The 13,654-nt window shown below is 56.5% G+C and carries 10 protein-coding genes; 6 read left to right on the top strand and 4 right to left on the bottom strand.

Annotated features, from left to right (window positions below):
• Positions 1–54 precede the first annotated feature (54 nt).
• Positions 55–2,523 carry an alanine racemase gene (alr, locus tag FRD01_RS10000; RefSeq protein ID WP_249756151.1) on the bottom strand — a complete coding sequence of 823 codons (2,469 nt, stop codon included), beginning with the start codon at positions 2,521–2,523 and terminating at the stop codon, positions 55–57.
• Between the two features lie 39 nt (positions 2,524–2,562).
• Here alr and FRD01_RS10005 point away from each other — a divergent pair, with 39 nt between their 5' ends.
• The 3 genes from FRD01_RS10005 to FRD01_RS10015 are packed head-to-tail and all read left to right on the top strand — an operon-like array spanning position 2,563 to position 8,284.
• A complete protein-coding gene (locus FRD01_RS10005) occupies positions 2,563–4,476 on the top strand; it encodes a BamA/OMP85 family outer membrane protein (RefSeq protein WP_249756152.1) in 1,914 nt (637 codons plus the stop codon).
• Positions 4,473–7,547, top strand: a complete 3,075-nt coding sequence (locus FRD01_RS10010; protein ID WP_146959255.1) for a translocation/assembly module TamB domain-containing protein — start codon at positions 4,473–4,475, stop codon at positions 7,545–7,547. Before FRD01_RS10005 ends, FRD01_RS10010 begins: the two co-directional genes overlap by 4 nt.
• On the top strand, positions 7,544–8,284 hold the full coding sequence (locus FRD01_RS10015; RefSeq protein ID WP_146959256.1) for a LytR/AlgR family response regulator transcription factor: 741 nt from the start codon (positions 7,544–7,546) through the stop codon (positions 8,282–8,284). The genes FRD01_RS10010 and FRD01_RS10015 overlap by 4 nt, the downstream gene beginning before the upstream one ends.
• Positions 8,285–8,325: 41 nt before the next feature.
• On the opposite strand, the gene FRD01_RS24990 is transcribed toward FRD01_RS10015, so the two are convergent.
• A complete protein-coding gene (locus FRD01_RS24990; RefSeq protein ID WP_430700860.1) occupies positions 8,326–8,391 on the bottom strand; it encodes a hypothetical protein in 66 nt (21 codons plus the stop codon).
• Between FRD01_RS24990 and FRD01_RS10025 the strand changes: the two genes are divergently transcribed.
• The 3 genes from FRD01_RS10025 (at position 8,371) to FRD01_RS10035 (ending at position 11,747) form a co-directional block, all read left to right on the top strand.
• Positions 8,371–9,042: a deoxynucleoside kinase gene (locus FRD01_RS10025; RefSeq protein WP_146959257.1), complete on the top strand. Its 672-nt coding sequence runs from the start codon at positions 8,371–8,373 to the stop codon at positions 9,040–9,042. The two genes, FRD01_RS24990 and FRD01_RS10025, sit on opposite strands and share 21 nt — an antisense overlap.
• A 117-nt stretch (positions 9,043–9,159) precedes the next feature.
• Positions 9,160–11,073, top strand: a complete 1,914-nt coding sequence (locus tag FRD01_RS10030; protein WP_146959258.1) for a serine/threonine-protein kinase — start codon at positions 9,160–9,162, stop codon at positions 11,071–11,073.
• On the top strand, positions 11,070–11,747 hold the full coding sequence (locus FRD01_RS10035) for a hypothetical protein (protein ID WP_146959259.1): 678 nt from the start codon (positions 11,070–11,072) through the stop codon (positions 11,745–11,747). The genes FRD01_RS10030 and FRD01_RS10035 overlap by 4 nt, the downstream gene beginning before the upstream one ends.
• Before the next feature lie 3 nt (positions 11,748–11,750).
• On the opposite strand, the gene FRD01_RS10040 is transcribed toward FRD01_RS10035, so the two are convergent.
• Together FRD01_RS10040 and FRD01_RS10045 are read right to left on the bottom strand one after the other, a co-directional pair.
• Complete coding sequence (locus FRD01_RS10040) at positions 11,751–12,491, bottom strand: 3'-5' exonuclease (protein ID WP_146959260.1); 741 nt, start codon at positions 12,489–12,491, stop codon at positions 11,751–11,753.
• 32 nt (positions 12,492–12,523) lie between these two features.
• The gene (locus FRD01_RS10045) at positions 12,524–13,654 is read right to left on the bottom strand and encodes a DegT/DnrJ/EryC1/StrS family aminotransferase (RefSeq protein ID WP_146959261.1); all 1,131 of its coding nucleotides are present in this window, start codon (positions 13,652–13,654) and stop codon (positions 12,524–12,526) included.

Consider the following 13,654-nt stretch of genomic DNA (forward strand, 5'->3'; position numbering starts at 1 on the left):
TCAGGGCATGTTTCAAGGTTTATTTTCGCATACTACGCATGACTAAATTGGACTTCACTCGATGAAAATGCGCCGGACGCGCGGCGAGATTTTGCACAAGACTTCGTAGTTAATGGTGGAGCCTCGGTGAGCGATTTCATCCACTGAGATCTCCGCGGAATCTTGGGTCCCAAAGATCACGACTTCGTCCCCCACTTCGACGCCTGAAATCTCGGTCACATCCACCATTGAGACGTCCATGCACACATTCCCCACGACCTGAGCACGCTTGCCTCGAATCAAGACTTCGCCGCCGTTTGACATGAATCTTGAGAAGCCGTCGTTGTAGCCTGCTGCGATAGTCGCAATCCGACGCTTAGATTCGGCGATATACGTGCGCCCGTAGCTAATGGATTCGCCGGGTTCCACATCCTTGACATGAATCACCTGCGTGGCGAATTTTAGCGCCGGTGAGGTGTCTTTGGCCCATTCCTCCACGTCGGCACTTGGGTGATAGCCATAGAGCCCGAGCCCCACTCGCACAAGATTGTAGCGCGCAGCTGGCACGCGCCATGCCGCAGCGGTATTGGCGGCGTGAACCCATTCTGGCTCAATACCTGCGGACCTAAGAGCGACGATGGCCTCATCAAAAAGGGCCAATTGTTTTGTAGTGTATGCGTCATCCTGCGCCATATCGGCGCTCGCAAAATGCGTCATAAGCCCCACCAATCTCAGACTTGGCCGCTTTAGGATTTCCTTCGCAAATTCTAGGACATCCTTAGACTTGACGCCGAGGCGACCCATCCCGGTGTCTACTTCTACATGAACCTCCACTGCCTTTCCGCGGTACGATGCGTGCCGCTCAAGATCATCCAACACTGGGACGGACCCGACGAGCGCCATAAGGTCGTACTTAACGATCTTATCCGCCTCGCCGCCGAGTGTGTTCGTCACCAAAATCGGAAGGTTTAGCCCGCGATTTCTAAGCGGAATCGCCTCGTCAGCATACGCCACGGCCAGCGCATCAATCCCTTCACGCACCAGAGTTTGTGAGACGCGCGTCGCATCGTTTCCGTAGGCGAAGCTCTTGACCACGGCCATCAGACGTGTCCCCTGAATGCGCGTTTTTATCGCCTGTACGTTTTGCCGAATGGCCTCCAAATCCACATAGAGTCTGGTCGGCGCCACACTCTCGAGCAAGCCGCTGGCCACGCGGTCGAGCTCCAGGGCCTGACTTCCTTTGAAGAGCACCACATCACCCGACTCGAGCTCCCCATCCAGAAACTCAGAGAGTCTTTCAATAGAATCAAAGGACCGGACGTTGGGGGCCGGCATGCCCGCCTGAACAGCAGAACTACCGATACTCTTTGCCAAGGGTCCAAGCGTCAAAAGCAGATCTACACCAAACCCCGGAATATCGCGCCCGAGCTCGCGATGAGCGTCCTCGCTGAGGGCACCAAGGTCCAACATATCGCCCAAAATAGCGATTTTCCGAGCATTGGCCCCGTAAAAGCTTAGGGTAGATAGCGCGGAGCGCGCACTCACGGGGTCAGAACTATAGGCATCGTTGATGAGCGTGACCCAGTTGCTCGTGGTGTGAATCTCAAGGCGCATGGGTGCGTAGCCAAACGCTGAGAGACCACCAATGATCTCGTCTTTTGTGAGCCCCAGCTCGGATGCCATCATGGCTGCGACGAGCGCGTTCATGGCGTTGTGTGCGCCCGCGGCGTTGATGGGCACCTCGAACTCGGAGCCGTCTTGTAGCTTAAGTCTCGCGCGTGCTGAGATTGGCTGATAGGTGCAAGACGGCTTCGCCCCGAGCTCTGACGCAATCTCCGGGGAAAACCACAGAGTTCTCGGGGAGGTATTATGGGCCTGAACCTCTGGAGTCTCTGGAGCGACCAACGCACCGCTTAGCCGCTTGAATAATTTGAGCTTCTCTATCGCGGTATTCTCTTTGGTCTTTAGACCTGCGGCATGCGCCGTGCCGATAGAAGTGAGCACGCCATGCGTTGGGCGAATCATGGCTTCGAGGCGGTCCATTTCACCGTTTTCTGAGATCCCAGCTTCGATAATCGCGACTTGGTGTCCCTCCCGAAGCCCGAGCACGCTTAGCGCGACGCCGACCTGAGAGTTAAACGACCCCGGGCTTCGCCAAACCGTGAATCGGCGGGCGAGTATGCTGGAGAGCATCTCTTTGACGATGGTCTTGCCGTTGGAGCCCGTGATGCCAATCACCGGAATCCCAAAGCGCGCGCGCCAGGCGGCAGCGAGGGATTGCAGGGCGTCGAGAGTGTCTTCTACGCGTATGAAAGGGCCTTTTCGCTCGGGCTCCCAGGTCTTGTTGACTAGACAGACCGCCCCGGCTTCCAGCGCCCGATCTACAAAGTCGTGTCCGTCAAACTTCGGGCCCTTGAGCGCAACAAAAAGCGAATGCGGCGCGCTGATTTTTCGGGTATCAACGACAACCTCGTGGAGCGACTCGGGCAGGTTTGCTTCGCAATCTGGCTCGGTATACTGAAGGACCCAGGACGTGGAGAACACGGCTTTCTCACTTTGTTTACAAGCGGGCTCTATAGCACGATGAAAATTATATACGCATCTATACTTTTTCTCCTCCTCGTTCTCTCGGCGTGCGCAAGTACCGAGCCGGTGATTGTTGGTGCCGAGGGCATCAAAGTGGAGACGATCGAGTTTGAAGGTGTCACGCGGTTTTCGAAGGGCCAACTTCTGGGCGTCATGTACTCAAAGGAAGATTCCTGGGTTCCACTTTCGCCGGACGCCCCTTTCGACGACGCACTGGCGACCTCGGATATTGCCCGAATCCTCGAGTTCTACCGAGCGCACGGCTATTTTGAAGCACGCGTCACGGAGCTCAAATCGGAAGTGGTGGACTCAAAGGCACAACTCAAGTTCGTTGTGGACGAAGGACCCGCCGCAACGGTGGGCGAACTCAAAGTCCAATGGATGACCGAGGTACCTGAGGACGTTCAGGAGCGGGCCGAAGAGCAAATTCTCCTCAAGAAAGACGAGGTCTTTGAAGTCGGAAAATACAATCAAACGCTTGGAGCGATTCGCCAGAGCCTTCAGAACGACGGCTACCCGCACGCCGAGACTACGGGCGGTGTTCAGGTCCGCCTGACACACTCCGACGCGCTCGTTGAGATTCGCATCATTCCAGGCAAATCCGCCGCAATCGGCGCCATAGACATCGAGGGACTTGTAGACGTACCAGAACATCTCGTGATGGCTGAGCTCGAGTTCGCGCAGGGTGAGGCCTTCTCCCCGGCACGTCTCAGGCAAATGGAGACGGCCCTTCGATCGATGCGAGTCTTTCGCTGGGTTTCAGCCCAGCCTGCGACCCAAGTCGTTGACGGCAAAGTCGGTGTACAGGTTCAAGTCAGTGAGGCAGACCCACACGAGCTCAAAATTGGCGCAGAGCTTAGCGTTGACACCGTAAGATGGCAGGAACAAGCCCGTCTCAACTACACCTACACTAACCTCTTCGGAAACCTCACGCGCCTCGACCTCGGCGCGATAGCCGGCTGGGCACAACTGCCGAATCCATGGGATACCGACCTCAACGGTCCGGTCGCTTCCATCAACCCAAAGATAACGAAGAAAGGCCTCTTGGAGCGCCACCTGCTCTGGTCGGTTAACCCAACGGTCGCACTCGACCTACAAGAGGGCTACCAGTACTTCACGGTCAAAAATCGATTCGGAGTAAGTCGATGGTTCGCTGGCCGATTCCTCGTCGGAATTGGACAAAACACGGATTACGTGGACTTCTTCAACCTCGACCCAGAACTTGACCAGCGCACAGCCCTATTAGGCCGCGACTTTCGAGACCCGTATCTCTTGAGCAGCCTCGAAGCTCATGCCGCCGCGTATTTCGTGGACCAAATCACATCTCCGACCGACGGCGTCATCATCGAAGCCACCTACAACTTCGCCTCGGAAGTCGTGCTCAGCGATTTCGATTTTCACAAGGCGCTCGTGGGAATCCGCGGCTACCTCAAACCTTTCGAAAGGCTCCAGCTCGCGTCACGAGCACGGGCTGGGATCATCTACCCGTTCGGCCCAGACGGCTCCGTGCCTTTCAACCAACGGTTCTATCTCGGCGGCGCTACGAGCGTTCGTGGCTGGGGCTCTCGCCGGCTTTCACCGCGCATCGAAGAGTGCGAAGCAGAGGCAGAAAGCGAATCCTGCTCTGTGATTCCAATCGGTGGCTACTCCATGCTGCAGGGAAATTTTGAGGCGCGCATCAAGCTTGTTGAACAACTCTCATTGGTCGGCTTCTTCGACGTCGGCGACGTGCGCCCCGATGCGCTCGATTTCAACCTTGCAGAACTGAACTATTCGGCCGGTCCTGGACTTCGCGCGAACACACCTCTTGGCGTGGTGCGTCTCGATCTCGGCTTTCGCCTCAACGACACGGGGCGCTTTGAAGGCGAGCAAATGTGGGGAATATATTTTGGCCTCGGACAAGCTCTATGAATGTGAATCACAGACTTCTCATAGCGTTCCTTTTGCTGACCACGCCTGCGTGGGCCCAGGCACCCGAGCCAAAGGCCGAGACTCAGGCCCAAGAGGCTAAGATACGATTCAGCACCCCGATGGCAGATATTCTGCGGAACACGGCATTTGACGTGTTCTCGGGCGACGCGAATTTCACGGTCACAATGCGGGCGTTGGACGGTATTCTGACTCAATGGGTCGAAGTGGACGTACCGGCGATTTACTTTCGAGGTGTGGAGCTCGGCGCAGCTCAAATCTCGTTGCGCGAGCATCCCGACGCCCAAACCTCGGACCTTAATGCCGCGGTGAAGAGCCCGTTTTTTGAAGCCAATGCGTCGCTTGAAGGCCGATTCACCATCGACCCCGAGACCCGCAGACTCAATCTCTCTGACGGTCCAATCGAAGGCACGATTCGGTTCGATCTCGGCGATCTAAAGACGGTGCGCGACATTCTGGGCATTCCTCTAAACCCAAAGAAATCAACGCTCCATCTCAACGTCTCGGGAACCACGAGCGCGCCAAAATTCGAAGCTAAACTTGGGCTCGAAGGGCTTGAAAGCCTCGGTAATTCGCTCGGAAACGCCAATATCGAGTGGACCCACGGAGATTCGGATCTTTTGACTTTCACGCTCGAGCGCGCCGATGGCTCTGGCCTCAATGCCGAGCTCAAGACCTCGATTAAGGCCGACCCCAAGACGCTCAGCGCAGAAGTCGACTGGACCAAACCTATCAATTTCACGATTGATGGCACCATCACTGATGAAGACGTGCGCTCGGTTTTGAGTCTTCATCCGGCGGTAGACTTTGATTTCAAGACCACAGGAGAAATGAGCGGAGTCATCAAAGAGCTCAGCGGAGCAGTGGACCTGAGCGGAGCTCTGACGCTTGGAAATGAGAAGTTCCCGACTCTCGCTAAACTCGTCTTGAAACAAGGTGCGCAAGACTTAAGCGTTCAAGTCGAGGACGCCGGAACACTGGCGCTGCAGACGAAAATCAATCTCGAGGAGGTCGCAGGCGGCAACTCGTCATGGCTGAATTCAGCGATTCAAGGTCGACTTAACGTGGAGGTTTTGGCCGCGCGTCTAGAGTCATTATTTCAAACATTTCGACGTGCTGACGGCAGGCTCAAAGGCGATGTGGCGCTCTCCGGTACGATTTCCGCCCCTGCGCTCAATGGGGAATTGAACTGGCTTGAGGCAGGAATCACTTGGACCTCCTTGAATCGAAGAATTGAGCCTCTCGAGGCGAAGCTCGCCCTTGAGGGGAGGACGTTTGCACTCAAGGCGAGTGGCGAAGGTCGGTCTTCTGACGCCGTGCCGGGGAAGGTTCGTCTGGAAGGCAAAGGCGAGGTCCCGAAAGTCTTGTGGAATGAAGAGTATTTCACCGAATGGTCGGCCGACGGAACCCTCGAGATCGCCGAGTTTCCCTGGGTCCAACGCCATTACCCAATCAGCACTATTAGCGGCATATCGCGTGCCAAGATTCTGAAGAATCAGGAAGAGATCCACATCGACGCCACAATCGAATCGGCGACCATTGAAGTCTCGCCCGAGCGAATGCCCAAGACCGGCAATATCGCGATGAATCCTGATATCGTGATCGTAGATGCCTACGGGGAGCAAACCCAGGCCCGCTCCATCCTGGAAGGGGCTGGTAAATTGCGACTGGACTTGAAGGTTGCTGAGGCGCTCCAGATCAATGGACAGGGAAATAATATTCAGGTCACGGGTGCAATGCAGGTGCTTCGGGACGGCCATGTCGTGAGGGTTGAGGGCGGCTTTGAGCCTCGAGGAACGAGCACGTTCATGCTCTTCGAGAACCAGATGAACCTCAGCCATGGCATTGTGACGCTCGCCGACGGAAACCTTAGGCGTCAGACTCGTATCGATGCGTCTGGCGCGCCTGAGGCGTCGCCGCTCGAGCCAACGATCGAGCTCGTGGCGCGTGGCGATGTTGAAAACTCGACCGTGCTTGTGAGGCTCAAGGGACCACTCAGCCGTCCGTCGTTGACGCTCGCATCCCAACCACCGATCCCCGAGTACGAGATCATCTCGCTATTGGTCACTGGGCGTGCAGATGCTGTGGACGACCGCAACGGAAACGTTCGCAAAGCCGCACAGGATTTGGTTGAGCGCTACCACAACCCTTCGCTTCAAAAACAACTCTTCGCTCGGATAGGCATCGATAAGCTCGGTTTTGGTTTTGGCTCTTCGGTGACGAATCCAATTCTGACGGTCGGAAAGCAGCTCACGCGCGACCTCTATGTGGAGACGGTTTATCACCACGGTGCACCGCCGGACGCCAACATGATGGAGGGCCGCGTCGAGCAGCGTCTGGACACGTCTTGGACGCTCAACACGGCCTTTGGTGATGCGGCAGAGGGGCGCTTCGGGCTCTTCTGGAAGACTAAATTTGGCGCGCCGGATCCGCCCGAGATTTCTCCCGAGGAATGGGCGAAGCTCAATACTTTTGAGGTTTCGGACGACGACGAAGACGGGGTGTCCAACCGCTTCGACCTCTGCCCAAGTCTTGCCGAAGACATGGATGGATTTGAGGACGAGGACGGGTGTCCGGACCCCGATAATGACGGCGATGGCATTCCCGATATCAGTGATAAGGCGCCTCTTCTGGCCGAAGTCTTCAACGGTTTTGAGGACGAAGACGGCGCGCCGGATGAGGCGCCACCAAGGCTTGAGGAGTTTGAGGCGGAGATTGGAGCAATTCGGTTTGAGAAGAACCAGACCTTAGCCGAGGCCGATTCTGCCATCGAGGCGGTAGCCGAGCTCTTGGTGCGCTATCCCTTTTTGAGAGCGACGGTCGTTGGCCACTCCGACACGCTTGGGGACGAGAGAACCAAGGCGCGCGTGTCCGAGGCGCGGGCTCAAAGCGTAAGGCGAGAGCTGATTCGCGAAGGTGTGGATGCCGAACGAGTTGTGGCTGAGGGACGCGCCGATTCGGCGCTTCTCCTGAATGAAGACTCGGAGGAGGCACACTCGAAAAACCGCCGCGTCGAAATAGAACTTTCGGTGGAGCTTGAGGAGGAAGAGTGAACGTTTTGATCGTGGACGATGAGCGCCCAGCGCGCGAGGAATTGCGCTGGTTGCTCGAGCAGTGCGATGTGCAAATCGCGGGTGAAGCTGCCTCCGGGGAGGAAGCCTTGACGGTCTTAAAGAGCACCGAAGTCGACGCGATCTTCTTGGACATCAATATGCCAGGGATTGACGGTATGCGCCTGGCCGAGCTCTTGGACGATACGGAGTCCCCTCCTTCGCTGGTTTTTGTGACCGCCTACGAACGCCACGCGCTCGACGCCTTCGACGTGAACGCTGTGGACTATCTCTTGAAGCCGGTTCGGCTTGAGAAGTTGGAGCGCGCGCTTGAGCGCATTAGAGCTCGAAGGCCAGCGGCTCCGATTGCCCGGCCGGCCAAGCCGCTAACCCGCATTTCGGTGGATGAACGGGGTAGCTACAAGGTGGTACCGGTACAGGATATCGTGTTTTTTGAGTCCGAAGATGGTGTGGTGGTCATTCAGACTCGTGAAAAGAGATACCTGACAGACTTCAGCCTCAAGTTTTTGGAGCAAAACTTGAATCCGGATGATTTCTTCAGGTGCCACAGGAGTTATATCGTGAGGTTGGATGCCATCGAGAGTATTGCTCCGTGGGGTGCCGGTACCTTCAAGCTGATCGTGGATCGGGAGTTGGACCTTGAGGTTCCGCTCGCGCGGGCCCGCGCGCAGGAGCTCAAGACGCTGATTCCCTGGAGTGCGAATCAAGTCGAAGATTAGCGTTCCCAAAAAGCAGAGAACGTGGTTCTTTTTTGCGACGTTTAACTAACGCGGAGAGAGCCCGCGTTGACCACGAAGGCCCCCGAATGGCTCGAAACCCCCGCCAAATCATCGAAATTGACCCGCAGCCCGGTCAACTCACCAACGGCAATCACCGCTATATTGCTGTGGCTGGAAACATCGGCTCAGGAAAGAGTTCGATCGTGGACTTCCTGTGTCAGAAGTACGGTCTGGAGCCTTTCTTCGAGCCCAACGAAGGCAATCCGTACCTCGAAGACTTCTATGGGGACATGAAATCTTGGTCGTTTCACAGCCAGATTTACTTTCTGGCCGCGAAGTTCAAGCTGCATCAGGAACTCGGGGCATTGGAGCACGGGGTGGTGCAGGACCGCACCATTTGGGAAGATGCCGAGATTTTTGCCGAGAACCTCTACCGCCAAAAGATCATGGGAGAGCGGGATTATCAGACCTATCGCCTGCTCTACGAGTCCATCCGCGATCAGATCCGACCACCCGATCTGATGCTCTATATGCGCTGTCCGGTCTCGACGGTGAAAAAGCGGATCGCGTCGAGAGGAAGACAGATGGAGCGCGATATTCCCGAGCGCTATCTCAAACGACTTCACCGGCTCTACGACTCATGGATCGAGAACTATACACTCTCTCCTGTGGTCATCATTCCGACCAATAAACTCGATTATGTGACCGATCTTGTGGACCAGCACGATATCCTGACGACGATCGAGAAATACTTGTAGATTCGGGCTCTACGAGTGTGTGGTACGTTAAAAAAGTCGGTGCAATATATGCAAATTAGTGGAATACTAGTGGTAGATGGGGACCGCTGGTCATTGAGCGCAATAATCACATAACGCATGAAAAATTTTCTAGATGAAATCTCAGAGATCGATGTGGAAGGGGCCACAGAGATTGCGGACGGCAGTCAGTTTGAAATCGAGCCGACCATTCGAGACATGAGTGCATTTCCGACTTCGACTCCGAGCTATCTGGACGAAGACTCGGAGGGCGATACCGAATACGACCAGACCTCGGTGCTCGCGCTAGAGCAATCCGACGAAGATGCGACGGCCGTGGAGTCCGCGATTGACGGGCGTTTTCAGCTGGTGGGCGTGCTCGGCGAAGGTGGAATGGGCAAGGTCTACCGCGGCATTCAGCTCTCCATCAACCGTGACGTCGCGATCAAAGTGGTTCGCGAAGAGTTCGCTCATGACCCCCAACTTAGGGCGCGTTTTGAGCGCGAGGCGCAGCTCATCTCAAGCTTCAACCACCCAGGGATCGTACGTCTTGTGGACTTTGGAGAGAGTGACGGGCGCCTCTTCCTGGTCATGGAGTTTGTCAACGGCAAGCCAATCGGCGAGCTCTTTGGCGGCCACCAACTCCACCCAAGGTATGTGCTCGAGATGGCCAGACAAGTGGCATCAGCTCTGACCGAGGCGCATTCTAAGGGCGTTGTTCACCGCGACCTAAAACCCGACAATATCCTCTTGAGCCGCGTCACGGACGGCACCATTCAGTTCAAGGTCTTGGACTTTGGAGTAGCCCGTACCGGGTCCTCCAACCTCACGGCTGCGGGTGCGGTGTGCGGGACGCCAGAGTACATGCCACCGGAGCAAGCACGCGGGATGACCGTGGGCCCGGAGTCCGACCTCTATGCGCTCGGCGTGATGATGTACGAGATGCTCGCGGGACGCGTTCCATTTGCCGGAAACAACGCGATGGCGATCATGATCAAGCAGGTCAAAGAACTCCCGCCTCGCCTCAAAGATCTTGCGCCTCATGTCCCCGACGACATCGAGGAATTGGTCAATGCGCTGATGGAGAAGGACCCTTCGGACCGCATCAGCAGCGCGATTTCCATTTGCGACACCATCGACCACATCCTCGCTATGCACGGGTGGACCCAGGTAATTCGTCTGGAAGATGGCCCCCTGAACCAGACCACAAAGAAGTGGTACTACGACGGCTCGCCGATTGGTGAGCGCCCGAGTGCGCCTACGTTTCCGCATTCTCCGAACACGTCACAAGACCTCGTGGCGCCTAAAACTCCGGTCTCCAGCGCGGCGCTCGGCACGGGCTTTCTGGCGGACGACGCACCGATCGGTATCGATGAGGACGCTTTGGCTCAGAACCGGCGGCCGAATCCGGCAAATTACGGCTACGGACAAAATCAGCCCACGAGTTCGCCGGCAAACCGCCTGCCAACGCCGGCCCCTCAAGCACACGCGCCTGCCCAACCAGCACATGCACCTCAGCGTGCGGCTCGACCGCGGCAAAACACCTTGCCAGGGGCTTCGAGGAAAAAGCGCAACAACACGAACACCATCCTCCTCGGGGCGGCGCTGGTTTTAGTGGTCTTGATGTTGGTGGTCGTGGCCTTGATTTTGTCGCGAAAGGCGAGTGGACCGGAACTTCCCGCGGATTTGGGGAGCGGCCCTTCGCCGGCCATGTTGACGTCCTTTGCGTCGAGTGGTTGGACACCTTCCGCAGTCATCGCGTCAGACCTTGGGCCTTCGGTCAACGTTCAGAGCTCCAAACTTGTGTCCGAAAACGGTCAGGTGAGCTTCTCAGTCTATACCTGCACTGCTCCTGAGGAATGTGGTGATATCTTCGACCGCATTTACCTTCCGAGCTATGGCTACACGTGGAGCGGACACGTGGTCCAGCTCGAGCCGATGGGCAATGTTCCGAAAGTTGAAATGGAGCGTCTAATAAGTGCTGTCACCACCTTGCATCCCGGCGGTGAGGCATCTACCACGGACTTTAAGTGAACTTTCGAATCGGCAGCGTTTTGCTCTTAGCTCTTTTGGGTATGGCGTGCGCAAAGAGTGTGGCCAACCCTCCCGTGAGCGAGGCAAAGCCTGAGGCCGAGGACGAAACTGGACTCAAGCCGGTCAAGTTTCCTGAAGTCCAAGCCTGTTTCGAAGCCCACGTAAAGCCCGTGTTCTCCAAGGGTGAAGCGTATCGCGACTACGTGGTCTCGCTCAAAACCACCACGCTTCCTCTCGATTTAAGGGTGGGTCCCATCAAGGACATGAAAGCCGACGCGCTCAGACTTTGCTTGCTCGCGGCCGTCGGTCAGATTCAGCCGAAGTCCATTCTTTTTGCCACGGGAATCCGACTCTATCCAGACCGTTCGCCCACGGCCATTCCCATGATCCAGGGAGCGCTGACGCCACTGCAGGTTCGCGAAGGCATCATCAAAAACGAGTTCGGGAGATGCATCTTGCCTGAGCATTACGAGGTACGCATGCACGGCGCTGCGATCTTAAAGGGCACGATTATCAACGGCAAACTGCAGGATATCGAGTTCTACGGGTCGACCTTCGGGTACACCGACTATGCGAGCTGCATCGAAGCGAAACTGGCTGAGTTGGAGTTCCATCCGACGCCAGATCCCTCCGTTTTAGCATTTCCATTCTCGATGCGGATTTCCGACCTTTAAATCTTAATTGGCCTGCTTGGCTTCAGGCACGTTCATGTAGAGCGCGCGCAGCGGATCGGCTTCGTCTCCGTAGATATACGCTGGCCCAAGGCCCTGCTGAGCCTCCTGCCCTCCGCCTAACATTCCACCATCAAAGTTCTTCCAACCCTGCATCTCGCTTGCCTGCTGGGCCTCCCACTGCTTCTGGAGCAAAAGCAATTGCTCGAGAGACTCTGGGAGCCTGTCTTCGAACGCAAAGAGGACCTTACCAGCCACCTCAGCATCGTGAGTAGCACGGTGAGCCTCCTCCAGAGGGATACCAAGAAGCTTCGAGATTGCGCCTAGATTCTTTCGTGGCGAGTTCTTGAAGAATTGACGGGCAAAGATGAGGGGATCGAGCGTTGGCGCCTCCTCGGGCCATCTGAGGCCGCATCGCTCTAGCTCAGCCTTCATGAAGCTTCGGTCGAACGAGAGGTTGTACGCGACGATACCTACACCCTGAAGTCGTTCGTGAATTTCGTCGGCGAGTTCTTCAAAGCTCGGTTGGTCCTGAACGTCCTCGTCCTTGATGCCGGTGATGCGCGCGGACTCCTCAGGAATTGGCATGCCCGGATTGATGAGTCGCCCGTAACGCTCCACGACCTCACCCATTTCAAAGCGGATGATGCCGACCTCCATGACGCGATCTACGGTCGGATCGAGGCCAGTGGTCTCAACATCGATAACGGCAAGGGTTAGGTCTTTCCACCGCGCGGGCCATTCCATAGCTTCTCCTGAGGCATCTGCTTCGGACTCTTTTAATCACGCTCGAAGAACTCGCGCAAGGCGACGATGACCCGAGTTTGTTCTTCAGCGGTCATATTCGAACCGGACGGGAGGCAAAGTCCACGGCTAAAGAGGCGCTGACACACGCTCCCGCCCACCATCTCACATCCCGCATAGAGGGGCTGCAGATGCATGGGTTTCCAAACCGGCCTTGCCTCGATATTCGTGCGCTCGAGATACTGGCGCACGTCCTCGGGCTGGTGTTCAGGCTCATCAAGCGTCAAACAGGTCAACCACCGCGTGTGACGCCCCCATGAAGCCTCGGGTTGAAAACTCATCGGTAGGTCTGAAAGCTCATCCGTGTAGCGTTGGAAAACCGCCCGTCGGGCCGCCACTCGGTCCTCGATCACCTCGAGTTGCCCTCGACCGATCCCCGCGAGAACATTGGACATCCGGTAGTTATAACCCACCTCGGAATGTTCGTAATAAGGTGCGGGATCGCGAGCCTGGGTGGCCAATTTCCGGGCGTGTTTGATCAACGATTCGTCGTCACTGACGAGCATTCCGCCGCCGGACGTCGTGATGATCTTGTTGCCGTTGAACGAGAAAACACCGGCCTTTCCAAACGATCCGGGGCTTCTCTCTTTGTACGTCGCACCGAGCGCCTCAGCGGCATCCTCGATGACCACAATTCCATACTCATTTGCCAGGGCCATGATCGGTTCAATATTGGCGCTTTGACCGTAAAGGTGCACCAACACGAGAGCCTTGGGGATGCGATTGACCTCGGCGCGGCGGGCCAAAAACTCTTTGAGCAATTCAGGGCAGATATTCCACGAATCCGGCTCCGAATCTACCAATACCGGATTCGCTCCCACGTACCTGATGGGGTTCACAGACGCCACAAAGGTCAGACTCGAACAGATGACCTCGTCCCCGGCGCCCACGCCGGCGAGTTCCAGAGCGAGATGAATGGCCGCTGTTCCCGAACTCAGCGCCGCGGCATGCTTCGTGCCAACGTATCGCGCAAACTCCTCCTCAAACCTATCTACATTGGGGCCGAGTGGCGCCACCCAATTGGTGTCAAACGCCTCTTGAACATAGCGTCTCTCCGACTCACCGATATGCGGTGAAGACAAGTAAATACGGGGGTAATCGTTCAT

Origin of the sequence: Microvenator marinus (assembly GCF_007993755.1) — a bacterium.
In the GTDB taxonomy this organism is placed as follows: domain Bacteria; phylum Myxococcota_A; class Bradymonadia; order Bradymonadales; family Bradymonadaceae; genus Allomicrovenator; species Allomicrovenator marinus.